Genomic DNA, 25,407 nt, shown 5'->3' with positions numbered 1-25,407 from the left:
CGTTATCCCTTTGCCTCTATAATCTGCACGCGGTTGTTGGCATCGTCGTAGCCCTGGGTCAGGCGGCCCTGTTCCAGAGCCTCGAAGACCCAGGCCTTGATTTCGTCGTATTCCGCCGCGCCCCAGTCCGGTGCTTCATCTTCCGCCAGTTCCCACAGCCGTTGCCGGGCGGCATCCATAAATTTCTGCGCAGCAAAGGGTGCACCACCCAGTTGCTCCAGCCAGGCGTTCAGCCACTCACCCAGCAGGGATTTACGGCCTTCGGCGGTTTGCAATACGGCAAGCTCTTCGGGTGCAGGCAACTCGAACAGTGGCTCCATGGGTTGTTTTTCCTCAATATCGATCTTTTCTTTCTCAAGAATCTCAGGGCCTTCCGCTGGCAGCACCACCCGCGACAGATCCAGCTTACCCTTGAACGCCTTCTGGCTCAATGCGCCATAGAGGCTTTCCAGATCGGTCAGGCTTTGCTGGTAGCGGGATTGGATACTTTCGACTTTTTCGACTATGGCGGCGAATTTTTCTCGGTCATTCTCCAGTGGTCAGATAATGGGCAAAGGACGTAATGTCTCGATATTAATGTTCGCCCTTGCCGCCTCAGGTGCTCTAGCTCTGAGCACGGGTTTCCAGAAACGGAGCAAAAATTCAATGAAAACTGATTCTGTTTCTTTGCTTACAGCTCTTGGCGTAATGCCGATGACGGAGTCGGGAGCATAGGTTGAAATTTGAAGAATGGCTGTTTCACCGATTGTCGCGCCAACAATTGCGATCACAATCGTGCCGACATCGAATTTCTTGCTTACTTTGATGCCAAAATCGTTAAGCGTCTGAGTGTATTCTCGAAGCCGTCCATTTGACCGGCTAATGTCACCAGTTTGAATAAATGGGTAGGCCCCGTTATAAAATTTCGGGTCATTTCGTGGGCGTGGTGAGAACCGACCGCGCTCTATTGTTGCAAGTTTTCCAAGTGGCTCTGTATCCCACCCCTTCTCATTCCGCACGGGGTCGCCGAACATCTCCAGAAAGACGCTTTTGAGCAGGTCCTCGAGTTGTTGCAGGTGTTGTTTGCGCCGGGCGATCAGCCCTTCCACCTTGCCGAGCAGATGACCAATGCGCTTTTGGTCGTCGATCTCTTCAGGGTGAGGAATTTGAATTGCCGAGAGATAGGCCTTGGAAATGTGTTTGAGACCCGCCCCTTTGAAACCGCTTTCAAGGACCTGCATATTGCCCTTGAAAAATTGGAAAACATAGCCTGCATCAATCGTGGCCTTTGGCTTGGGCCGTATGGTGATGCAATCCGTTGAGGTGGCAAAACGGCTGGTCGTGAAATACACGCTGGCCTTGCCCCCTGTGCCAAACACAAGGCAGCCTGGCTCATGCTGAAATTCATCCAGATATTTGGACTGGTTCTCACTGGATGTGTAAAAAGGGTATTTGCCGGCCTCAAGTCCGTCGCCAGCTTTGACCTTGGACTTGGGGAGGAAGTCAAACAGGTTGGTAAGTTTATCCTGTTTCATCCAACCATCCCCCTCAGCTCCAGCAGCTCGCGCACAATGCCGCTTTGTACTTTGGCGAGTTCGTCGTCGTCTGCCTCGCCCACTTCCGCCTCAATAAGCCGCTTCAAAATATCGGCAGGTTTGTCATACTCCACCTCTTCAAACACATCCTCCTTATACCGACTCAGCGACAGGTCATAGCCCTCGGCCTCGATGTCTGCCCGCGCCACACAAAACCATTTCGCGGTGCGATCCGTATCCTTCTCCGCATCCCGCCCATGGAACCGCGCCACGATATCCTGCAAATCCCCATACCCCTCCTGCTTGGTCCGCTTGTCGTCCAGCGAGTAGCCGTCAGTCTGCATCTCATAGAACCAGACGTGCTCCGTGGCCGGTTGCGTCACCTTGTCCTTTGCCCCCCAGACCTTGGTAAAGAGCAGGATCGCGGTGCTGACCCCGGCGCAGGGCTTGAACACCCCGCTCGGCATGGTGATGACGGCCTTGAGGTTGCAGCGCTCCACCAGCAGCTGCCGCAACGTTTTGAACGCGCCGCCGGAGCCGAACAGCACCCCTTGCGGCACGATGACGCAGGCGGTGCCGCCCTTTTTCAGCAGGCGGTAGAGGTTCTCGACAAAGAGCAACTCGGTCTTGGTGGTGGCGAGGGTGAGGTTTTCGTTGATGTCCCCCTTGTCGATGCTGCCGGTAAAGGGCGGGTTGGCCATGACGATGTCGTATTCGGCCTCTTCCAGGTAGCTCTTGGAGAGGGTGTCCTAGTAGTCGATGTTGGGCTCGTCGATGCCGTGCATCATCAGGTTCATCAGCCCCAGGCGCACCATGGTGCTGTCGATGTCGTAACCGAAGAGGGAGGCTTACAGGATAGCCTGGGCCTTTTCGGTGAGTCCGGCGGCCACCGAGGTGCGGACAAAACCGTCTTCGTCCGCCTGCAAATCCTTGGCACCAGCTTTCTTTGCCAGTTCGGTGACGATGTGCTGGTAAGCGCCAAGCAAAAAACCGCCGGAACCGCAGGCCGGGTCGGCGATGCGGTGGCCCAGCTGCGGCCGCACCAGATCGGCCATCAGCTTGATGATGTGGCGCGGGGTGCGGAACTGACCGTTCTTGCCCGCGCCGGCGATCTCGGAGAGGAGCATCTCGTAGACATCGCCCTGGATGTCCTGAAAGGCCTGGCCCTTCTCCTGCGAGTCCTTCTCCATGATCTCGAAGATCTCGTCGATGGTCTTCACCGCCTCCACCAGCAGGGCCGGTTTGGGAATGATGAACACGGCGTTACGCAGGTGGTGGGTGAAGTTGCTTTCGGCCCTGTTCATGTCCTTGAGGAAGGGAAAGACCTTGGTCTGCACATGCTGCAACATCTCCTCGGCCTGCATGCGCTTGAACTCGCTCCAGCGCAGGGTGCGCTTGTCGACGGAGTAGTGGTCGGCCCCGTCCTTGTCGCGGTATTCGGGCGGAATCCACTGGCCCGCGAACTTCGAGGTGTAGGGCTCGCCGGTCCATTCGGCATCGGCCTGCTTCTTCTGATCCAGCTCGTCGAGGCGCTTCATGAACAGCAGGTAGGTGATCTGCTCGAGGGCGGTGAGCGGATTGGAGATGCCGCCGGACCAGAATTTGTTCCAGAGCTGGTCGATCTTGCTTTTGAGTTGGGGTTGTTTTGGAGCATGGTTAGATTCCTTTTTTACCCACGAAACACACGAACCACACAAAATTTAAAAACAATTATTCTTTCGTGCTTTTCTTGTATCTCGTGGTTCATAAAATAATTCGCTCTATCTTGACTTTCGGGTAGTGACCGAAGTTGACCAGCAATCCAAGCCGCATGCCGGTTGCCTTGAGATAGTTGATCACTTGAGCCTTATGCTCAGGGGCAATCTCCTTGACCGCCTTCAGCTCGACAATGATCTTCCCGAAGCAGATAAAATCGGGTTTGTAGGTTTGTTTGAGCGGTTCACCTTTGTAGTTCAGCGTCAAATCAGTTTGGGCAACAAACGGAATGCCTCGTGTCGTCAACTCTCGCTCCAGACATTCCTGATAAACCGCCTCCAGAAAACCGCAGCCCATTTCACGATAGACCTCAAAAATCGCTCCCTGAATGGCATAGCACTCCTCTTTAAAAAGAACCTTTTCGTGATTTTCGTGTGTTTCGTGGTTCATCAATCTTTTTCCAACCGCCCGACGTTTCTGTCGGCAAGCAGGAGTTTCATCTGGTGAATGGCGGTCTGGTTCAGGATTTTCAGCCGCTCGGCCTGCGGCAGTCCCTGATGAATGAAATGGGCGTTCAGGGTTTCAAGATTGGCTAGGCAGACAAGCTGGGAGACATTGGCTTCGTCGCGGATATTGCCTTTGTGGTCCGGGTTCTCGTCCCGCCACTGCTTCGCTGTTTTGCCGAACAGGGCCATGTTCAGCAAGTCCGCTTCGCTGGCATAGATGAAATTGATCTGTTGGGACGACACCTCGGGCGGGACCAGGTTCGTCTTGATGGCGTCGGTGTGGATGCGGTAATTGATTTTGGCCAATTCTCGCTTGGCGGACCATCCAAGCTGCTTTTGCTCTTCTTCTTTAAGGCGTTGAAATTCCTTAACAACGTAGAGTTCAAATTCGACAGAGATCCAACTGGCAAACTTGAAAGTAATGTCCTTATGGGCGTATGTGCCTCCATATCTACCTGATTTAACGACAAAACCGATGGCATTTGTGGTCGTTACCCATTTCTGAGGAGAAAGGGTAAATGCATTGAGCCCCGCCTGTTTTTTAAACCCTCGAATTCGAGGGGTTTAAAATTGGGATTATATAACGACTCCCAAATCCCTAAAAACTCAATCGTATTCCGGTTGGGCATCCAGTTGCCTATAACAGCGCTGGTGTCATCTGTTTTGTACCGTGCAATATCTGTCAGTGAAATAAAATCCTGCTCTTGATTATTAACGACGGCTATCTCAGCGCCTTGAACTTCTATTTTCCTGTTCTTAGGCATAATATTTCTCCAGGTTAATTGTGGCGAATTCGCCATAATTAGAATCTGCTCTCATGCGCGTAATCTGCAGATGCTCATCATATCTAAAGGGGTCGATATCGACCCCGTTGTCGTGTTTTTCCCGGTTCATATTCATCAGGCCGCCAGTCGCTCGGTGAGCTGCAAGATTTCGTTGATCTCCGCCGGACTGAACACACCGCGAATCCCCTGCGGGTGGATGACCGTGAACGGTGCGTTGATGAGGTCTTTCTTCTCGATCTTCTCGCGCTCGATGATGAAGCCCTTGAGCAGGTTCAGGAACTCCAGCTGACGACTGGAAAGGTTCGTGTGCTGTCCGATGAACTGATCGAAGGCTTCGCTGACCGTTTCCGGGAAGCTCTTCAGGATCTCGATGCCGAGGATGTGGCGGATGAACTGGATGAAGCGGGCCTTGCGGTTTTTGTAGACCTGGCGCAGCAGGTCTTCGGTGATTTGCGGGTGCTCGGCATGGAGCAACTCGGCCAGCTCGCCTTTATATTGAGGGAAGAGCTTGTCGAAGATCTCTTCGATACGCCGGGCATGGGCCTTGGAGGAGCAGAAGAAGATGGTCTTGCCGGGCAACACGCCGCTTCCGTCCTTGATGCACTCCTCCATGAACTCCTTGACGATGAGGGCATTGGTCCCCTTGTTGATCACCTGCTTTTCCAGCTGCGAACCCTCGAAGTTGATCTCCTCAAGTTCCTTGCCTTCCAGCAGCAGCTTTTTCTGGTCTTCCAGCGAGATGGTGCGCTTGCTGATCCCCTCCATCTGGAAGCGGGTCTGGATCTTCATCACCTGGAAACTGCACAGATAGCCCGGCACATTGTTGACCGCCTCTTCAAAGGTGTAGGCAAAAGTGGGAAGGCCGTCTTCGCAGTGAAAGAGCTGGAAGGTGTTGTGGTCGATGATATCGGTGGGCGTGGCGGTGAGGCCCAGGGTGATGGTCTTGAAATAGTCCAGCACCTCTTTATAGGTGTTGTAGATGGAGCGGTGGCTTTCATCGACCACGATGAAATCGAAAAAGTGTGGCGAGAGCTGTTGCGACTCGTCCCGGATGATGTTGAGCATGGTCGGATAAGTCGAGACGTAGATACGGCGGTCCTGGGCGATGAGCTTCTCGCCGACGTTGGGCCAGCGTGGCTCGTGGGGGAGATGCTCCTTGACCGTCTCTGCAAAATTTTCCGGTGCCTTTGCCATATCGGTTTGCCTCAATTCCTGATGCGCCACTAATTCATTGGCAGCGAGCGCGCGCAATGTGCCCAATGTACAATTACGGCCCTCAATATAGCAGGTGACAACGCATGTGGAAAACGGAAAGTCTGCGAATATTATAGAATTTTCCGACACATGCCAACGCCACCCGGAAAGTAAGGGCCATGGGAGCAGTCATGAAAAAAATCAGCCACCGCCCGACACTTTCTCCATCTCTCCGGTAAGTAAGCGGGGAAGCAATCAGAATTCACAACGAGGAGCGACCGACCGTGGACATCAACGACCTGTTTGACGGAATTATGAAGAGTATCAACCAGTTTGCCGACGAGATCGCCGAACAGCGGCTGCGGGAAAAAATGCAGGAGTCCGGACGAGGTCCGGAGAATGGGGGTAAGAATGCGGAGAATTTTGAGGCGAAAGACAAGCGGGGTATGACAAGCTTCCCGAAAAGGGAGTGATTGCGGCGGCAGCGCCGACGCCCTGAAGCCGACGTAATTCGCTGACAATACGTATAAAAATAAAACCCGCCCAGCAACCGGACGCGGTCAGTGGACGGGTCTGACTTTTTTGAATGGTGGAGGGTGCGTCGACCTGGCGCAAATCAGTCTCAAAGCCCGTGATCCTCGTAACCCCTTGATAATAAACGCCGAAGTCATCTCGCACAACCATTTCCCACCAACCCGACCAGAGAAACGAATTTCTCCCCTGATTTCCCGGCACCGGACGAGGGTTACGGGTTTGCAGTAAAACCGGATACCTGGCGTCGAGCAGCAACAACTTCGAATCCAGTTTTCGGACGCAGGTTCGGTTCCCAAAATGGGAATCGAATTGGCATTGCCGCGAAGGCGGTGACCTATAACTCCCTCTCGTTCAGGACTTCTTTCTCAAGATCCAGAATCTCACGTATCTGGTTTTCAAGCTGGAAGCTGCCTGCAGAGAGATCCAAATACGCCCGAATTAGTAGGCATTTATTCAACAGACTTGTCTGGCTTCCACTGAAATTCGGCTCATCCTCCGGGCAATACATTGTCAGATACTTTTCAAAATTTATCCGCGCCTCAGTCAAAGAATAATCCAGGTGCGAAGGCTTATCTTCGCTGCCGGAGACATCCAGTTCGGATCGATTATCCGGCCAGCCACATAACAGACATCGTTGATCACCTGTTGGTACAGTTGGAAGCCCGCAAGCCGGACAGGGACAACGATCAAAAGCAGGAACTTTCCCTCTGAGACGTTCGCAGAGATCCTCCATTCGGCTTAAGCGCTGAAGAGAATATCTAACTGCTGATTCTCGGGTAACCCTTCCATATCCGTAAAGGGTCCCCTCCCAAACGGGGTGAGCTAACCACCAATCATCGAGGAACACTCCCTTTCGCTGATCATAGCGCAGAGGTTTCCGTGATAGATATTCCTCAAGTGTCGCCGGTGACCCTTCAAGCCTTTTCACTGCCAATATCTGTTCCGCGAGCTTTTTCCTGTCAGAGATAATTAGCAGAGAATCATACAATTTTCTGAGCCTGTTCTTTTCCTCAACGTCTTTGTTCGCCCACTCAGATCCGGAAATATCATCCGGAGGGTACATGCTGCCAAAACGGGAAAAATTCAGCCTCGCGTCTGTTAACGAATAATTTCCGTTTGGCCCACCCCAAATCTCGTCGGCACTATCATCGTCCTGGCCGTCATCCTCCCATTTGCACAAGAGACACATATCGTATCGAGAACGCTCGCCGATGGTTGGGTACCCACACGCGGGACAGGCACAGCGATTGAAAACCTCATACGGTTCCCCGTTAGGATTCCAGAGCTGATTACATAGCTGGTCAAAAGCATGCCTCCTCTCCTGAAATTCTGCGATAGCGTGCATATCCGCCCTTTGCGTGTCCTCAATCATCTATCAGCATCTTCTCCTCAGCATGGTCAACACGCCACTCCTTGCCTCGGTCATCGGTCAGGATCACGGTGAAAACGGACCTGCCAATCGAGGCAGAACGGCCGTCTTCCGAATAGTCATCAATCCCGAAGTGGGCAGAGAGAGACGCCGTAACCACAGCGCCAGGCGGTGCCAGTTGCCCGGCGTTTCGGAGGAGTGTTCTCTGACACATCCCGGCGAGAATCCGGTTCCTTTCAATGTCGAATTCAGCGGGTTCGATTCGCAGCTCCAGGAGGTCAATTGTCACCGTCGGCAACTGGTGCTGATACGCCAGCCAGGCATAATGCTGGGCCGAACAGGAAAACATATGAGCGATGCCGCTGGCAAAGCTCTTGATGTGTTTCCGACCCAATTTATTTGGCCCAAAAGGCGTATCTGGCTTTTCCACTGATCAATCCCCGCGCTTCGATTTGTTAACCTCGCCAATCATAATATGGTGTAATTTTTCAAGGTTCTTCTGGGTCAGGTCTTTTAGTGAACCGACCGGTTTCTTCAATTCAAGTCGTGTTTGTGCAATCGTATAGAGTTCTTCTTTTGACATCCCAAGTTCGTTAGCTCGGGCATATATCGGCTTATAGAAACTTTGCTTCCACCGCTCCGGAGCCTTGCGCCTGATCTTCGGACGAGCCATGGCAATTTGAGCATACAACCATTGAATGGCTTCATCAGACTTCTCGGCCGGTATCTCCTTGTACGTGGTGACATTGAATTCCTTCTTGATGCCACTCCAAATACGCTGAGCAGCACGCTGGGGATCTTTTTCGGCCGCCGTATGGAGATCGATAAATTCCTTTACAAGCTCTTGGATTTTTCGAGCTGTAGAATTTGCAATGTGCTTACCGCCCGGATCAGTCTGTACGACAGTTTTTTTGACCACTCTCTCGGTAACAATATTCAGGTCTCGACCGGCTACCATATTTCCTTTGCCATTCACCGCCTGAATAACGTGGACAGAATTTTCAGGACGTGGAAGCGGCGTATTTAGCTCGCGAACCATGCTGTACCAGTTGTCCCGATGTTTCCTGAGTTCTCCCTCCGAGAACTTGCGTCCTCGCGGATGGTTATTGTTGTAGTGTTCGACTTCCGCATGGCAATCAAAACAGAGGGGAATGCAGTTCTCAAGGCTGTCGTCACCACCAAGGTGCTTTGGTTTAAGATGGTGCGTCTCAATTCGTACCCCACAGAATTTGTGGCAAATGCAGCATGATCGTCCACAGGCGACTAATGCATCTTCGACGATTTCCTTTGAAAAACTCATGCGGTCCCTCGTATCAATTGCTAATACCCTGAACAGACTTTGCCGGAGGCAGGATCAGTGCGTTTTCCTCGGCCGGTTCATCATTCAAAACAGTTTCCGGGGGTTGAAGCGAAATCAGCCAGTCGGCCAAATCCGCTGACTCATGGTTACCGTTCTGGCTAAGGCTGAACAGCAGATCTTCCTGGCGGGGTTGACCGAAAACCATCCGATAGAGGGCCAACCCTTGCTTCAGCCGTTTGAGTTTCCCAACCTCCTTGCTGTACGGGAGCAGAGGAATGCGGCGCTCCACCCGGGCGGAACCATCCTCGAAGATCCAATACGGGATGAGATCGGAATGCCCATTGGATTTGCCTTGGGCCGCGATCTGAAAAAGGGTCTGCCACGGATCGCCTCCCTCATGCGCCACGGAGAGAGCAGTCAGACCATACCGTTCCGCAACATTCTTTCTGACCGCATGGCCTTTATACCGATGAACCCGGCCTTCGCGCTGTTCAAGATCAACGGGATTGGAAGGCAGGTTCCAATGGACCACGGCATGGCACCAAGTGTGGAAGTCCAACCCTTCCTGACCTATCGAGGTCGACGCCAGAACAAAGGGACGAAACGGTGAGTTGAAGGCGTCCCGTACCGAGTCTGCGCGAACGAGAGCCTGGTTGTTGTCGTCTCGAATATCCCCGAACCGGAGCGCGAAACGACAGCGGGTGTTGAAATCATCGAGAGCAAAGCCGTCGCCCGACATCTTTATTTCGTCGATTCGAATCTGCGCGGTTCGCAGTGACAACACCGATTGGATGCACTCGGCTATGCCAGCCACCTGTCCTTCCGGTGAGTGCTCTTGGAGACCCAAAGACTCTCGAAGGACATGCACATATTCGTCGAGCACCGATTGGAGATTGCCGTCGATACCGTACTGAAGCGTTAACCGCCAATAAGTGTCCTCGCCGGAGCCTCGCAGCATGGCAATCGTCTCCGGCATATTGAAAAGAGATCGGAAGCCGGATGCGATTCTGGCTGCGGCCGACAGAAGGTTCGGATCGCCCGCATCGATCCCGACACCGATACGGCGAAGTGCTCGCAAGGCACACACGCCTGGACCGGCAAGAGCCAGATCGCAAAGCACATCGACCAGATCATCTGGCTGAGGACCGAGAGGAATGTTGCCCTCCGCCATGCTGACCAGCAGGTCGATGTGATCTTTGAAACGGGTGCCTGATTCATGGTCCGGCGTAGCGGATCTCCATCCCGAATGGCTCTTACACCAGTCCAACAATCTATTATGGGAATCGAGAAGAATGGGAGCCGCCCAATACCATCGCTCATCAGCCCGCGTCCCTTCCCCGGCATCAGGCAGGGTCTCGACCAAACTGCGGCAAATAGCCTTGACCTCGTCCCTCAGCTCCTGGACGTCCAGTGGTCCGGTTCCACGGCCCAGAGCAATCTCAAGCGGGTCAATCTTGGTGGCAAGGGTTGGGGACGGCAGCAACCAGGCAATAACCGGCATACCAGTCAGGCGATTATCATTTGAGGCCACCGCAAACCTCAGCAATGGCTTAATCTTGTCATAGAGTTCGCTGTGGGAAACCGAGGTTCCGGCGATCATCTTCCGTTCGGCTTCGTAGGAGCAGATCGACGCAATCGCGTCCGGAACAGCACTCCAAGAGGAAAACACAAGGGCCTTGGTCAAGCCATCCTTGTCCTGGTATGCGCCGCCAGGCTCGATATACGGCATGGAAGGCGGCATCCATAAAAGCTGCCACATGGCCTTATCAATCGTGTCTTCAAAAAGTACGCGCATCCTCGGATTGGCAGGATCGAGAGCCTGATAGCCTTCAAATTTACCCTTCGTCAGCAACTGCCCATTTGCCGACGAAAGAGTTCCGCGAAGAGCATCTGAAGGGGCATTCAACTGGGCATCCAGCTTATGCCGCAGCTCATAATGCTTCAGAAAGTTGATCAGGTAAGGCGCAGACTTCCAGTATTCGATTGGCTCCCCGGCCTTGACACAGATTGCCACTGCGTCAACCGTCGCGGCGTGCTGAAGGTCCGCTGGCGTAAGGGGAGCCATCCGTTCAATCTCGGTCAGCATCGAGTTATGATCACGAGTCGTCGCGACCCGTTCTGTTCGACACATGACCTTCAGGAGCGCTCGTTCAAGTTCGGCCTTTTTCCCCGGTTGACATACCGACCCCTTCGCGCAGGCATGGAGCGTCGTTCGATGTTCTGACAAGAGATTTTTGACCGCATCGACCTCACCGGAATCATTGAAGAGGAAGTTCAGCGTCCTGATGAAATCTGGATAGTGGTCGTCCTCGTCATTCTCCTGGTCGAGGGTGAACATCTTGTAGGGCGTTGCGGACAGCAGGAGAACGCGAACGTCGGGATGTTCAAAGAGCGCGGTCGCCAGCATGGAGGCTTCGTCATCGCCATCCAACAGGTGTTTGAATCGTTGGAACTCATCAAGGATGACCAAATCGGGCTCAAGCGCGGAAAGGCACACTGACGCCAGCTTGCTTCTGAGTTTTCCGATCAGGTCGTAGCGAAGCTCAGAGTCCTCCCAGGGGATTCTGCTGTAGTCCCGGTAACGAGCAAAGCGTTCACAGCCTTCCTTCAAGGCTGCATATAATTTGGCATCCTCTAGAACTGCCCGGCGGAAGGCCTTGGAAAGGTCTGCATCCAGATCCTCCGCTGGTAGGTTTTTGGCCTTGGCTCGCCAGTTATCCTTCCCTGCTGTCGCCTGAAGAATGTTGAGGAGGCCTACGCGCAGCCGTCTACGCCGTTCATTTTGCGCCAGGGGCAAGTCGTACAGCATCCGATAGAGGATAGCCCGTTCGTCGGCATGCCCCCCTCGACTACGCGCATGGTCGAAGGCGGTGCCGGGCGTCAGGCTGATGAAATTCACCTTGTTCTTTCGCAGTGACCGCACTTGTCTGGGAAGGTAAGTCAGCCGCGTGGCGATTGAAAAACCATCAGTGTCGCTGACATTGAGCCGATTGACATTTTGGGTTGCGATGGCGGCATTGGAGCAGATATAGATCACATCGACCCGATCCACCTCGTCCTGAAGGTGCTCCAAGGTCTTGGCGATAATTCCCCGGGCGACAAGCGTTTTCCCGAGTCCAACTTCATCGGCGATCAGAAAACGGGAAGTTGGGTCATCGTCATAGAGCCGCTTGAAGACGTAATCCACGGTCTTCCTCTGGAAATTTTTCAGACCGGCCAAGGCGGGAGTTGATAAAAAGCGGTTGCTACGCATCACGCCTCCCGATAGCCGATTCAAAAACCGTCCAGAGGTCTAAAAAATCCTCGGGGATAATCGCATTCTTGCTTCCCTGGGACAGATCACGAACCAGCCCCGAGATTTCCGCCAGTCTCTCCGGGTGTCGACTGTACGTGCGGGTCAGCTCTTCCAGTAGCGGGATGTCCTCACCGTCGGCCAACCGGGCCAACCATTTGGCAAACCCGGAGCCACTATCTGGATCAAGTCCGGATACATTATCATCGCCCAGCAAGAGCAGGAGATAACGCAGGAATCCCTCCTGATTGCTGATCACGGTTTGCAGGATGGCAGAGTTGCGTTCGTCTGGAACGCCGGTAACGGGAATATTCAGTACAAATCTGGCCGTAACGTCCGGATGGTTGGTCTTAAGCTCAAACGCGATGAGGCCCGTTACAGAAGAGGCGGAGAAATCTCCGAGCCTGATCCCGCCATGAGCATCGTTGTCCTGGATGTTCACAGCAAAGTCCCGGGTAACGGTTATCGGCCATGCCGAAGCACTGACAATCCCCTCAAGGGATGGGATTTTGCCCGTCAACACCAATGCCCACAGGCCGTCCTTCGATCCCGGGCTGCATTCGATGGACAGAGCTGCTTCAGCTATCCGGGAGCGAGCCCTCTCAACGGATTCCTCAGCCGCCTGCCGGAACGCATCAATCTCTGCTTCCTTGCTCGTGTCGAAATCGACAAGATATTCACCTAATCCGTCAGCGCCAAGAAGCTCGTCGATGCCGCCAACTTTACTCTTCCGGCCAACCAGCCCGACCAGAATCTCGATATTTTTCGAAGCGCTCAGCGCCGCGTTGGTTGCATTCGCGGACCCCATGATCACATGGGTGTAATCCGAATAGTATCGGGTCTCAAACAGATAGACCTTTGCATGAAGACCGGTCGCAAGCGGCTGTTCGGTGGCTTCTTCTTCCTCGCCATCCTCGGTTTCCGCCGCGTCGTCCAGATGAAGACATTGCGTGAAGATCTCGAGAGTCTCCTTCTTCAGGGCTGACAATGACTCAGGGCGTGAGATGAGAGCATCAGCGGCCTTGGTTTTTTTCGTCAGTGCCCGCAGGGCTTCGTCAGAACAGAACGGCGAGATGACGGCCATCCGATTTGCCATGGGAGGCTCCCAGTCAAACCCTTTCGTTCCTGGAAGATAGAAGGTCAGCTCGTCAAAGCCGTCGGGGAGTTCCCACTGGACTCGATGTAGCTCGTCCGCGAATCTGAGAGCTTGCTCGCTCCTGCCCGATTCCGTTGGTCCGGTAGCCAGATCAGGAAGTGTCTTGAAGAAATGTGCCAGCGGTTTATTTGATTTGGACTTCCTACCTGTAATCGTGCCTTCGAGCTGAAGTGACAAGTCCCAGGACTGATCGGTGGTCATATTCCTCGTCAGGACCACCAGACGATACATCGAGCTGCTTTGATCAGGGCTGATAAAGCGGATTGCCCAGACTTTTGGATGGAAGACGCCTCCGCCAGGGGCCGTTACCTCGACAACCATTTCCTCCAGAAACCCAAACAAGGGGTTGGGCTTGGCAATCTGGGGCACCTGAATCCGTCCTCGTTGCACATAGACGGTGATGCGTTTCGAGTACCTGCGGATGGCTTCAAGCACAGACAACGGGTCAGGATCGGTCTGACCATCCGCCGCCATTAACGCCAGATAGACAGGTGCCTCAAGCAGTAGGGCTGGGTCCATCGAAAAGGTGGTCGCAACAGCCTCATCGAACATCATCCCCGGCGGTGGGGTCAGTGCAGAGGTATAAAGGCTCCGGGAGTTTGGGTTCAGCATTGCTCCTCCCGGTTCATCCCCTGGTACAGGTCGTTCAAAAGCACCTTCACATTCGGCCAGCGATAAACGAGTCTTCCGACGCCGGAGTACCCGCCCCACTGCTCGAGCGCCCTCTGGTTCCTGAATCGGGAACGCGTGCCCTTGAGTTTCATTTCTCTTCTTTTGATCAGGGTGAGCGCCTCGGCGTAAGAAAGGAGGTCGCTGGGGGACTTCCGGGTATGGTCGATCCATTGCTGAACGAAGGATCTCGTTTGCGGGGTGATGGTGTGGCCATGATCTATCGTCAACTCCCAGAGGCGGCTCACAGACCAGGCGCGAATCTCCTCCAGGGGAAGATTTGCGGTCCATTCGTCGAAACTTGCCTGATGCTCGGCGACAAGGTCGTCATGGTTTCGAAGCCTGGCGAGCTGAACGTTGTACGAGAGCGCCGCTCCATGCATCACCTCCGAGAACAGCCGTGCGTGGGTCAGAAGTTCTTTATGCTGTTCCGAATAGCTGCTGTAGTCCGGATGTTCCCATGGGGCTTGGGTGTCGGCGGGTTCGCAGTGCAGTGCCAAGAAAGAGAGGAGACTGTTGGGGCAAGCGACCTGGATGCGATCCCGAACAAATTCAGACTCTTCCCTGGTTAAAGCGAAGTTCACCGCCCCCGGAAAATCTTCCGGAGGTGCTGGCAATCGAGGATGCCAACTGAGAGCGGCCATCCGCTGATCAACGTCGACATCGTCTCCTCGTGCCTTTGCGTCTTTCTCAAGAGCCTTCAGGGCATTCCGGCGACGGTAAGTTTCTTCGATGCGCCTGTGATATTCGTCCTGCGAGAATGGCGTAATGCGTATTCCCCAGACACCGAGACCGGCCCAGTAGACGGAGCTGGGCAAACGTTTGAGCCTCTTTCCTGCGGTCTTACCAAAGACGCCAGCCTGATCATCTGAATCCATCAATGGCTGAACCAGGTCTCTTTCCAGCTTGTCAGCCTGGATCGAAAAACTCTCTGCAGGTAGTCGCTTCTCTTCCAGCGAATGGTAAATCCATGGCACGAAAAGCATGTAGCGGAGGCGCGTCTGGATCGTACTCGTTCCTGGGAACAACTGATCGGCAAAGCTGTCCCGAACGGAACCGAGCCCAAGCTCGTCACGACTTTCCTTTTCCTGGAAAAGGGAAAGGATGCGAAGCGTGCGTTCCCTCGCTTTCGAGTCATGGTCAATCCATGCAAGGACGGAAGGCATATCAGTCGTACTTCCCGGGCGTAATGCACCACATGAATGACTGTACATCAATCATGTCACGCGGGTTCATTTCCATGGCGACCAGCTCATCTTTGAGATACCTGGCGAAATCGAGCAGGCAGGAATAAGTCACCCAATTCAGGTCGGACTTGTAGTTCAGCTCGGCCTTAGTGAGTGCAGCGGCATGCTTGGTGACTTCAGGTTTGAGAAACATGTGTTTTTCGGGGAATGCGAGAAATGTAAAGTAGGTCATGGTGGTCCATTTGGCCGCCTCAATCTCTTCCAGGCATTCCGCGAAAGTTTCAAATCGCTTCCTGAATTCGCCATTGCCGTAAAGAAGGTCGAATAAGCGCTCGGCAAAAAGCTGGATGTGTTCGGGGGTTTTCAGGCCATCCTTGAGGCCCATCTTTTCGTTGGGGAAAATCAGGTTGGTCTTATTGGCTACCTGGAGAGCCCGTCGCACGATTTCATCGAAATTTCCGCTTCCGAGAAGTTCCCTGAAAGCCTGCTCGCTGAGCAATTCCAGCAGAAGCTCCCTGGCAGCGACTTTGTAATTACGTTCCTCGTTGAGATAACCGGCGTCCTCAAACCCATCAGGGAAAAGCTTCAAAAAATCCAACCGGGCGTCGGGCAGACTTCTGTGCCCTTTGACCGTGGCGCGTTCGAAAAAAGATGGATTGTCGAGTATTGGGTGTGCAGCTTCTTCACCTTCGATCTTTTCAAAATCGACATGGCTCAACAGAATGGTCTTTTCCCCGGCATGGATGAAAAATATCCTGGCCTTTCCATCCGATGTGACCTCCAACACCTTCCCTATACCCCAATCGGGCATCTTGGGGTGTCGCACCTTATCCCCGGTTGCAATCATCGTTCAATCCTCCTTTTTCCTTTATCGCAGCATGCCGCTCGGTTCGCCATGAAGATAATCAATGTCTGCGTCAGAATATGACACACCATAAAGAGAATGGCGCTTGCCGAACACGTATCAATCCCGCCCAAACCACCATCCCAGCAAGAAGGAGGCTGCCAAGGACCCTAATCCATACCCCTGTGAAGGCCGCAAACCAATTCTCTGATGGGCTGCAAGGCCATCAAGCCACGAGTTGAAACAATTCAGTTCCTCCTCTGCATCAAGAGTAATCAGCGGTTCACCCAGAGAATCTCCGCTTTCAGCCTCTGTGAGAGACTGAAGCGTCCGCAGCAGTTCGCGCATGGGCCGTTCGAGAACGGCCGAAAACAGAGGCTGTCCCATTTCCAGGCCCTGGGGGAATGGCCGCTCCCAAAAGCACCGGTAACCCGATGACATACCGTTTGCTGCCTGAAGCAGATCATGAGTAGAGAGCCTTCCGGTGGCTTCCGTAAGCTCCCGAATGCTCTGAAAATATTCGTCGCAACTATCAAGCGCAGTCTGCAGATCGAAATGCGGCTCACCTTCAGGATTGGGGCGTCTTGTTAAAGCGTCCTGCAGTGTCCCAATGACTGGAACCAGTTCGTCGGCATCCAGCAAAAAATCAACTCTATTCATTTCTCACCCCGCTCAATCGACAGTCCCGCATGCATTCTGCGGTCTTGGAGAATCGAACTATCCGCGCCGTCATTTCATCACCGGTCCGAATTCTTCATCAATTTCAAACAAATCAGGCGTCGAACGATGGACGCCGATGCCGTGTTCCATCAGGAGCATCACAAGCTGTTCCCCATTCATCAGGGCGATGGGTGTCTTGTCGGACTGGGCAGCTTCCTTGACGGCTCCGGGGCTGAAGTCGCTGGTGGTGATGATCAGGCCTTGCTCGTGCGCCCCCAGGCTGCCGCGCACCTGCTGCACGACCGGGGCTTGGATGTTGTTCTTGAGCTTCCATTTCTTGACCTGGACGGCCATCTTGATGCGGACAACGTCACCAACCACCAGGGTGCCCCTGACATCGATGCCGCCGTCGCCGCTGAGTTTAGTTACCTCGACCATCTCGAAACCCATCTCCGCCAGTAACTGAGAGATGAGCTCCTCGAACTCACCGGGCTTCATGGCCAGCAAGCGCTCGCGCAGGACCTTGCGGACCTGGTGGTTGTGCTGCTCGATTTGGAATGCGAGTCCACGCCCCATCCATTGGCTCAGGCCCACATAGCCACGGCCGTGCTGGACGAAGCGGGGCCGCTCACCGCGTTTCTGCTGGCGTTTGATCTCGGTGATCACCTGGGCGTACATGGTGGCTTCGGGCGTTTTGCCACCTGTCACCAACCATCCTTTCGCCAGGGCCTTCTCGGTGATCTCCTTGTAGTGCATCGGCTTCTTCCCGCCGAACTCCTCAAGCACCTTCTGAGCACAATCGGTGAAGGAAAATCCCGCGTTGGTAGGATGAGGTTTTGGGGCTTCCTCGACGGCCGCAGGAACCGGCCCAGTGCTGCTCGGTATTTCAGCGGAATTCCGAAGCGCGAAGGTCTGAGGGCCGACCTTTACAAAGGGTGACTTGTCTCCGTTGTTCTTGATGTCGGAGTAGAGCCGGGCGCTGACAGTGGCGTCTGGGGTTTTCCCTCCGGATTGCCAGAGACCGGCAGCCATGATCTGCTCGGCGATATCCTTGGCGTGCAGTTCCGTTCCGGCCTGCTGCAAAACCTGAATGGCGGCCGTTCTAACGTCCATGGCTCGCCCCCGTTGCGGATTGTTCGGCCTGTTGCTGATAGGTCACGCCGAAGATGGTGTCGCCCAGCCATTTCTTGAACGACGGGTTGTCGCTGAACTGCTTGAACAGCTCGGTGTGGTCGGACAAGAGGTCGATCATGACGCGTTGCAGCGCGGCGTCGTGCTCGATCCGGGCGGTCTTCTTATCGTTGTTCTTCATGGCGTTCTGGTAGGCCGCGTCCGCTGCTACCTTGGCTGGGATCTCCTCGGCAATGACCTTGCGGATCTTGTCGCCGTCCTTCCAATCGATGTTGCCGAACTGGTCGTTGAACGCCTTGATGATGTTGCTCAGTTGGTCCAGCTCCGGTTCCGGTTTGCGGCCACCACCGCTGGTCGGCACCGGTCCGATTTCGGCATCCTGATCCGGAAGGCCTATCTTCAGGCTGGTTTTCACCTCGACACGGTAGCTGTCCATGTCGATGGCCTCCAGGATGCCCCGGGACAGATCCTCTTCCTTGGGCGCGGGGAGTTTCGGGATCAGGAAATTCAGAAAGATCGACAGCTTTTCCCAGTCGGCATTCGAGTACGCCAGAATCGAGGACAGAAAACCGTAGGTGCGCACGACGGCCTTGGCCTTGCCCTTGAAGTCCACCTGTCCGTCTTCGTCGAGATCGGCATTGTAGGTGGCCACGCATGCGTCCAGGATCGGGTCGAGCTTGTCGCGGTCCGCGCCGTTCAGGTAGAGTCCCACCAGATCGTCGATTTGCGCCTGCGAATAGACCTGGTAGCCGTCCAGATCCGACTTCAGGTCGTGCAGCTTATTGGGGTCGGTCTCGTCACTGAGGATGGTGGTGCGGTAATAGGGCTCGAACGACTTCTGGATGGTCTCCGAGTCGTTGTAGAAATCGAGCACAAAGGTGTCGTGCTTTTGCGGATGGGCGCGATTGAGTCGCGAGAGGGTCTGCACCGCCTTGATGCCGGAGAGCGCCTTGTCCACGTACATGGTGTGCAGCAGCGGTTCGTCGTAGCCGGTCTGGAACTTGTCGGCGACGATCAGGAAGCGGTACGGGTCCTGTTGCACCTTGTCCGGGATCTGGCTGCTGGGGAAGCCGTTCAGCGTCGCTTCGGTCACTTTCTTGCCGCCCCAATCTTTATGTGAAAAGTCGTGCTCCCCGGAAAAAGCCACGATGGGCTCGTAAGGGCTCTTGCACTCCTTGAGGTAGTCCCTGAAGGCGTGGAAATACTGGATGGCCCGCTCGATGCCGTTGGTAATGACCATGGCCCGGGCATGGCCGCCGATCTTGCGGTGGCCGATCACCTGGGCGTGGAAGTGGTCCACCATGATCTCCGCCTTCTCGCGGATGGCGTGCTCATGGGACTCCACATAGCGGCGCAGCTTTTTCTGGGCCTTGTTGGCGTCGAAGAGCGGATCGTCCTCCACTGTCTTGGCCAGGCGGTAGTAGCTCTCCACCGGGGTGTAGTTCTTAAGCACATCGAGGATGAAGCCCTCCTGGATGGCCTGCTTCATGGTGTAGCTGTGGAACGGGTGGTGCTTCACGGTGCCGTCCGGCTGCGGGTCCGGCTCGCCGAAGATCTCCAGGGTCTTGTTCTTTGGGGTCGCGGTGAAGGCGAAGTAGCTGGCGTTGGTCACCATCTTCCGGCCTTCCATGATCTTGTTGATCTTGTCCTCGGTATCCAGTTCATCCCATTCCGCCTTGTATTCACCCGGCTTTTCCGCAACGGCCATGTTCATGGCGGCGGTGGTTTTGCCGCCCTGGCTGGAATGGGCCTCGTCGATGATGATGGCGAATTTGCTCTTGCGGTGTTCATCGCCGATCTCATCGAGGATGAACGGGAACTTCTGCACCGTGGTGATGATGATTTTCTTACCGGCCTTGAGGAAGCGGCGCAGGTCGCCGGAATGCTCGGCATGGCCGACGGTGGCGGAAACCTGGGCGAACTGCTTGATGGTGTCGCGGATCTGTTTGTCGAGCACCCGTCGGTCGGTGACCACGATGACCGAATCGAACAACGCCTTGCTCTCGTGTTCCAGCCCCACAAGCTGGTGCGCCAGCCAGGCGATAGAGTTGCTCTTGCCGCTGCCCGCCGAGTGCTGGATCAGGTAGCGCCTGCCGATGCCGCTCTCGGCGGCATTGGCCAGCAGCATGCGCACCACCTTTAACTGGTGGTAGCGAGGGAAGATTTGCTTGTACCTCTTTTTGCCGGTCTTCTCGTCCTTTTCCTCCACCACCTGGGCGTAGTTTTCCAGGATATCGGTCAGGCCCTCTTTGGAGAGGGTCTCCTTCCACAGGTAGTCGGTGGCGAGCCCGGCCGGGTTGGGCGGATTGCCAGCGCCGTCGTTGTAGCCTTTGTCGAACGGCAGAAACCACGAGCCCTTGCCCTTGAGGTGGGTGCAGAAACGCACCTCGTGATCGTCCACGGCAAAATGGACGACGCAGCGGCCGAACTGGAACAGCAGCTCCTTCGGGTCGCGGTCGCGCTGGTACTGCTGCACGGCATCAAGCACCGTCTGCTTGGTGAGTTTGTTCTTGAGTTCGAAGGTGGCGATGGGCAGGCCGTTGATGAACACGGCCATGTCGAGGGAGAGCGCAGTCTCATTGCGGCTGTAGCGTAACTGGCGGGTGACGCTGAAGATGTTGGCCGCGAACCGCTCGGCCGCCTTCACATTGCCTGGCGTCGGCGTGCCGTAGAAAAGGTCCACATGGGCCGGGCCGTGCTTGATGCCGCCGCGCAGCACGTCTACCACGCCGCGCTTGGCGATCTCGCCCTGCAGGCGGTGCAGGAATTGGGTGCGCCGAGGATTGGAAGAGCCGCCTTCCTCGTCGATGCCAAGAGCCTCATAGGTGTCGGGCTGGGTGGCGGAGAGGAATTGCAGCAACTTGGCCCGGTCGACAGCGTGTTCCCGGTCGTAGTCCTGCGGGTCGCCCTGAACGTATCCGGCCTCCTCCACGAGGGACGCGACGATGATGGACTCCAGGCCCTTTTCGCTGGTGTCGGTCGGTTTCATAGATCCTCCAGCAAATGGGCGATGTCCTTCGGCGACGGCAGTTGGCCTTTCAGCGCCTTGGGCAGGGTCTTGGTGATTTCATAGGTGGCCACGCCGATGGGCTTGCGGGCGTCGTGCAGGGCGTATTCCACAATCGTGCGGCTCTTCTCCTTGCACAGGATGATGCCGATGGAGGGGTTCTCGTCCTCCTGGCGGACCTGCCGGTCCAGAGCCGCCAGATAAAACTGCATCTTGCCGACGAACTCCGGCAGGAACTCGCCGACTTTCAATTCAATGGCGACAAGGCAGCGCAGACGGCGGTGAAACAACAAGAGGTCGATGAAAAACTCTTTGCCGTCCACCTCCAGCCGGTATTGGCTGCCCATGAAGGCGAACATGCCGCCCATGGCCCGGAGGAAATCCTCGATCCGGGCGATGAGCGCCCGCTCCAGCTCCCGCTCGCTGTGTTCCTCGCCCAGTTCCAGAAAATCGAAGGTGTATTCGTCCTTCACCGCCAGCTTGGCCTGGGCGCGAAGTTCCGGCGTCAGCGCCTGGTCGAAGTTGGTCTGGCCCAGCAGGGATTTTTCATAGCTCTGGTTGTCGATCTGGTGAATGAGGACATTCTTGGACCAGCCGAACTTGCGGGTCATGCGCAGATAGAATTCCCGCTCCAGCGGGTCCTTGCAGCGCTCCAGGATGGCCAGGTTGTGGCTCCAGCCGATTTCTCGCACCAGTGGTGCGAGTTTTTCCAGGCCGGTGTACGCCTCGAAAAAGGCTTTCATCCGCCAGAGGTTGGAGGACGAGAAACCGCCCACGCCGGGAAACTCCGTCCGCAGATCGGCGGCGAGCTGTTCCACCACCGCCTTGCCCCAGCCTTCAACATCCTGCCGCTCCACGATCATCCGGCCGATATCCCAGTACAGGCCGACCAGCTCCTTGTTGACCGCCTTGAGGGCTTCATACTGGGCGGAGCGGATGCGCTCCTTGATCTCGGTCAGCAGGCCCGGGTAGTCCTGCGGTTTGCCGAGGCTGTTTTTTGGGGTTTTGTCAGTCGGTTTCATCCATGTCCCCCTCGTCATCAATCACGTCATCGGCATCGGCGGTGTCCTCATCCAGCGACAGCAGCTCTTCGTCGGCAATCTCTGGCACCTCGATGCCGCGCACATCCACCTGACCGGTGACCACATCGGAAATCAGTCGGGTGCGGTATTCGCGCATCAATTCGATCTCACGCTCGGCCCTTGAAATCGCCTGGCTTATCTCGGCGCACTTCTCATTGATGTGAGCAATAATCGCCCGCTGTTCCTCCAACGGCGGGAGCGGGAAGAACGCCCCCTTGATTGCACCTTGCGCCAAGCCAAAGCGGGTCACGCCGGTAGCGGCAATCCGGAACTGGTCTGCCACTGGGTCGGATGAGAATGCCCTGAACAGAAACTCGCCTTCGATTTCACCTGAGAACGGTCGGATCAAGGCCAAGTGATAGGCGCAAACGATGCCGGGAAGAGCCTCGGGCACGAAAGTGGGAATGGCGATGTCGTCCCAACTTTCGGAGTCCTTGGTGATGATTACGTCGCCCGCTTTCAGCTCAAAAGCGCGAATCTCTTCCGGCGTGGCCGTGGCCTTCATGAAATCGATAGCGGCGGTGATGCGGTCGTTCTTGTAAACGTCCACGTAGTTGCAGAGCAGGACCGGGACTTCGTCCTCGTTCGTGTTCTTGTCGACGCCACTTGCCCTGACCGCCGCCAGCGTGCGGAGCCGTCTGGCATCCCAATGCTCCGGAATATCTCCGATCCATTCCACGCCGCTGGGCTTGAGTTTGACGTTGGGATTGAGCCCCCGGGTCACGGCCTGGTTGATGACGTTCTGCTTCTGCTCCTTGAGCAGTTCGATGAACCGCCGTTTGTTGCGGATAAATTTTCGGAACAAGCGGTCTTGTGCCTTCAGGAATCGTGCGATGGTTTGCTGCTCTTCCTGAGGAGGGCAGACCACCGGCATGCTCAGAAATTTATCGGGATAGAGCCTGAGCCGGGAAGAGCGAATGCCCGTTGACCGGCAAATGTATTCCGAGCGATATCCTCCAATCCGCAACAGGCTGTCGAGATAGTAGTAGTCGTAATCCTGGTTGCTTCTTGGTCGGTAAACACCATAGGCAGGACTCACAATTCCAGCATGGTTCGAGACGCCCAATGCAGACATCCAGGCCCACATCGTATTGATGATCAGATCGCCGGGTTGGCAACGTTTCTGACCGACATTCGACTCGGCCTTGAACATGGTCACGTTCTTCTGGCTGCGGGGAGTCACTCCCGTGATGTGAGACACCGAGAGCATTTCTTCATCGCCTGTTTGGGAGCGATCATCAATCTCTTTGAAGTAATACTTTGCCCGCATCTCAGGCCAATGTGCTGGAATGCTCCCGACCCAGCTCACTCCCGCGTCTTTGTATTCTGGATAAGGGGCCAGCTTCATCACTCAGCCTCCCCGACAATCTGTTCCAGAAGGCCTTCGGTCTCCTGCTCCAGGGCGTAGATATCGGCCTTGATTTCATCCAGGGTGCGCATGGGCGCGGGCCGGTAGAAATGGCGGGTGAAGGAGATCTCGTAGCCCACCAGTGTCTTGCCCGGGTCGATCCAGGCGTCCGGGGTGTAGGGCAGCACCTCGCGCTGGAAGAACGCCTCGATGCCGCCTTCTTCCAGCAGCGGCACCTGTTCGGTGTCGCGCAGGGCGGTATCCGGCTCGTATTCAACCACGCAGTGTTTGCCGACCACCTCGGCCTCGAATAGGCCGTGGATGGGGTCGGGCGTGGTCTTGCCCGGCTTGTGGACCTTCTTCAGCACCGGCGCGGCGTCCTCGCTGGTGTCGCAGAGGTCGCTCTGCAGCAGCTTCTTGCGCTTGGCGGTGAGCTTGACACCGTGCTTGTCGGCATCGGTGTCGCAGGCATCCACGAAGGCGTTGAAATCCAGGTGCGGACCGGCTCCAAGCGTCTTGGCCACGCGGCGGGCCAGGTTGGCCAGCGGCTCTTCCTTGGCCTTGGCGCAGGCCCGCTCGAACCGACCCAGCCGGGCCGGGCTCAGATCAACGGCAAGACGCAGCGGACGATCCACCGTCACCTTCCAGTAGCCGAAGGCCTCGTTGGGGAAGATCTTGGATTTCCCGGTCTCGACCGGATTGACCACCAGGTCGCAGATGGCGCGGATGTGTTCCTCGGAGAACTCGCAGTTCTTCTTGCCGAGGTTGCGCCGCAGCGGCACGTACCATTCGGTGGCGTCGATGAGCTGAACCTTGTCCCGGCGCGTATCAGACTTGCGGTTGGTCAGCACCCAGATGTAGGTGGCGATGCCGGTGTTGTAGAACGTGTTCTCCGGCAGGGCGATGATGGCCTCCAGCCAGTCGTTCTCGATGATCCAGCGGCGGACATTGCTCTCGCCCTGACCGGCGTCGCCGGTGAAGAGCGACGAGCCGTTGTGGACTTCGGCGATGCGGCTACCGAGGCGGGTAGTGTGCTTCATCTTGGAGAGCTTATTGACCAGGAACATGAGCTGCCCGTCCGAGGAGCGGGTGATCATCTTGTATTCCGGGTCGCCACCGTGCTGGGTGACAAAGCGCGGGTCCTTGATATCGCCCTTGCCGCCCAGGCGCTCCAGGTCGGTCTTCCAGCTCTTGCCATAGGGCGGATTGGAGAGCATGAAATCGAATTCCTGCGACGGGAAGGCATCGCTGGAGAGCGTGGAGCCGTACTTCATATTCTCTGCCTCGGCCCCTTCGCCTTTGAGCAGCAGGTCGGCCTTGGAGATGGCGTAGGTTTCCGGCTGCACCTCCTGGCCGAACAGGTGAATGGAGACGTCCTTGCCGTGGCTTTCGGCCAATTCGGCCAAGCGCTCTTCAGCCACTGTCAGCATTCCGCCGGTGCCGCAGGCTCCGTCATAGACAAGGTAGGTGCCCGACTCGATATCGTCGGCCACCGGCAGGAAGATCAGATCGGCCATGAGCTTGACCACGTCGCGGGGCGTGAAGTGCTCTCCGGCCTCTTCGTTGTTCTCCTCGTTGAAGCGGCGGATCAGCTCCTCGAAGATGGTGCCCATGGAGTGGTTGTCGAGCGCCGGGAGAAGTTCGTTTCCGTCCACGTCCTGCACCGGCTTGGGGCTCAGATTGACGCGGCCGTCGAGAAACTTCTCGATCAGGTGGCCGAGGATGTCGGCCTCGATCAACGTGGGGATCTGGTTGCGAAACTTGAACTTGTCGAGAATCTCCTGGACGTTGGGTGAAAAGCCGTCCAGATAAGCTTCGAAATCGGCCTTGAGCTGTTGTTGCTTGGCGCGGTTCTTCAGGTCACGCAGGGTAAAGGGCGAGACGTTGTAAAAGGCCTCGCCTGCAGCCTGGCAGAGCGCGGCGTGCTGGTTGGCAATCCCGGCCCCGTCGAGCTGCTTCTTCATGCCGAGGACTTTTTCCTTGCTCGGCTCCAAAAGCGCGTCGAGGCGGCGGATGACCGTCATGGGCAGGATCACGTCGCGGTATTTGCCGCGCACGTAGACATCGCGCAACACGTCGTCGGCGATACCCCAGATAAAATTCACGATGCTGTTGTGGATCACATGGTTCATAG

The 25,407-nt window shown here is 55.8% G+C and carries 17 protein-coding genes and 3 pseudogenes; 1 reads left to right on the top strand and 19 read right to left on the bottom strand.

From position 1 onward, the window contains the following. Positions 1-2: 2 nt before the first annotated feature. The 6 genes and pseudogenes from H567_RS29280 to H567_RS23215 all read right to left on the bottom strand — a co-directional run. Positions 3-431 (bottom strand): hypothetical protein, encoded by a 429-nt coding sequence (locus tag H567_RS29280; RefSeq protein WP_208598328.1) that lies wholly within the window; start codon positions 429-431, stop codon positions 3-5. Between the two features lie 108 nt (positions 432-539). Beyond that, entirely contained in the window at positions 540-1,514 is a 975-nt protein-coding gene (locus tag H567_RS29275; protein WP_051184505.1) for a restriction endonuclease subunit S, read from the bottom strand. Beyond that, positions 1,511-3,168: pseudogene (locus H567_RS30020) on the bottom strand (type I restriction-modification system subunit M). Before H567_RS30020 ends, H567_RS29275 begins: the two are co-directional and overlap by 4 nt. 89 nt (positions 3,169-3,257) lie before the next feature. Continuing rightward, the gene (locus H567_RS0105400) at positions 3,258-3,659 is read right to left on the bottom strand and encodes a GxxExxY protein (protein WP_028320625.1); all 402 of its coding nucleotides are present in this window, start codon (positions 3,657-3,659) and stop codon (positions 3,258-3,260) included. Then, a pseudogene (locus H567_RS30015) lies at positions 3,659-4,479 on the bottom strand (KilA-N domain-containing protein). The gene H567_RS0105400 and the pseudogene H567_RS30015 overlap by 1 nt, the downstream one beginning before the upstream one ends. Before the next feature lie 135 nt (positions 4,480-4,614). Next, positions 4,615-5,721: pseudogene (locus H567_RS23215) on the bottom strand (type I restriction-modification enzyme R subunit C-terminal domain-containing protein); the annotation flags it as partial. 257 nt (positions 5,722-5,978) lie between these two features. On the opposite strand from H567_RS23215, the gene H567_RS0105380 reads away from it, so the two are divergent. Further along, a complete protein-coding gene (locus H567_RS0105380; RefSeq protein ID WP_028320624.1) occupies positions 5,979-6,167 on the top strand; it encodes a hypothetical protein in 189 nt (62 codons plus the stop codon). Between the two features lie 395 nt (positions 6,168-6,562). Here the strand turns inward: H567_RS0105380 and H567_RS27735 are convergent, their stop codons facing one another. From H567_RS27735 to H567_RS0105315, 13 genes are all read right to left on the bottom strand, one after another. Then, complete coding sequence (locus H567_RS27735; RefSeq protein ID WP_153306058.1) at positions 6,563-7,600, bottom strand: CPCC family cysteine-rich protein; 1,038 nt, start codon at positions 7,598-7,600, stop codon at positions 6,563-6,565. Further along, positions 7,593-8,027, bottom strand: coding sequence for a hypothetical protein (locus H567_RS0105370; RefSeq protein WP_028320623.1), 435 nt, complete (start codon positions 8,025-8,027; stop codon positions 7,593-7,595). The genes H567_RS27735 and H567_RS0105370 overlap by 8 nt, the downstream gene beginning before the upstream one ends. Positions 8,028-8,030: 3 nt before the next feature. Beyond that, positions 8,031-8,897: an HNH endonuclease gene (locus H567_RS0105365; RefSeq protein WP_028320622.1), complete on the bottom strand. Its 867-nt coding sequence runs from the start codon at positions 8,895-8,897 to the stop codon at positions 8,031-8,033. A gap of 13 nt (positions 8,898-8,910) precedes the next feature. Continuing rightward, positions 8,911-12,150, bottom strand: coding sequence for a DEAD/DEAH box helicase (locus H567_RS0105360; protein ID WP_028320621.1), 3,240 nt, complete (start codon positions 12,148-12,150; stop codon positions 8,911-8,913). Next, entirely contained in the window at positions 12,143-13,957 is a 1,815-nt protein-coding gene (locus tag H567_RS0105355; protein WP_028320620.1) for a phospholipase D family protein, read from the bottom strand. Before H567_RS0105355 ends, H567_RS0105360 begins: the two co-directional genes overlap by 8 nt. Then, a complete protein-coding gene (locus H567_RS0105350) occupies positions 13,951-15,180 on the bottom strand; it encodes a DUF6361 family protein (RefSeq protein ID WP_028320619.1) in 1,230 nt (409 codons plus the stop codon). The genes H567_RS0105355 and H567_RS0105350 overlap by 7 nt, the downstream gene beginning before the upstream one ends. A gap of 1 nt (position 15,181) precedes the next feature. Beyond that, on the bottom strand, positions 15,182-16,048 hold the full coding sequence (locus tag H567_RS0105345) for a DUF3553 domain-containing protein (protein ID WP_028320618.1): 867 nt from the start codon (positions 16,046-16,048) through the stop codon (positions 15,182-15,184). A gap of 117 nt (positions 16,049-16,165) precedes the next feature. After that, positions 16,166-16,705: a hypothetical protein gene (locus tag H567_RS0105340; RefSeq protein ID WP_028320617.1), complete on the bottom strand. Its 540-nt coding sequence runs from the start codon at positions 16,703-16,705 to the stop codon at positions 16,166-16,168. A 69-nt stretch (positions 16,706-16,774) separates the two neighbouring features. Then, the gene (locus tag H567_RS0105335; RefSeq protein WP_028320616.1) at positions 16,775-17,818 is read right to left on the bottom strand and encodes an HTH domain-containing protein; all 1,044 of its coding nucleotides are present in this window, start codon (positions 17,816-17,818) and stop codon (positions 16,775-16,777) included. Next, entirely contained in the window at positions 17,808-20,825 is a 3,018-nt protein-coding gene (locus tag H567_RS0105330; RefSeq protein WP_028320615.1) for a type I restriction endonuclease subunit R, read from the bottom strand. Before H567_RS0105330 ends, H567_RS0105335 begins: the two co-directional genes overlap by 11 nt. After that, positions 20,822-21,865: a PDDEXK nuclease domain-containing protein gene (locus tag H567_RS0105325; RefSeq protein ID WP_028320614.1), complete on the bottom strand. Its 1,044-nt coding sequence runs from the start codon at positions 21,863-21,865 to the stop codon at positions 20,822-20,824. Before H567_RS0105325 ends, H567_RS0105330 begins: the two co-directional genes overlap by 4 nt. Further along, entirely contained in the window at positions 21,852-23,273 is a 1,422-nt protein-coding gene (locus H567_RS0105320; RefSeq protein ID WP_035253455.1) for a restriction endonuclease subunit S domain-containing protein, read from the bottom strand. Before H567_RS0105320 ends, H567_RS0105325 begins: the two co-directional genes overlap by 14 nt. Beyond that, entirely contained in the window at positions 23,273-25,405 is a 2,133-nt protein-coding gene (locus H567_RS0105315; protein ID WP_028320612.1) for a type I restriction-modification system subunit M, read from the bottom strand. Before H567_RS0105315 ends, H567_RS0105320 begins: the two co-directional genes overlap by 1 nt. Positions 25,406-25,407: the final 2 nt, after the last annotated feature.

The sequence above is a fragment of the Desulfatiglans anilini DSM 4660 genome, assembly GCF_000422285.1.
GTDB lineage: Bacteria > Desulfobacterota > DSM-4660 > Desulfatiglandales > Desulfatiglandaceae > Desulfatiglans > Desulfatiglans anilini.
This window is presented reverse-complemented; position numbering and strand designations above follow the sequence as displayed.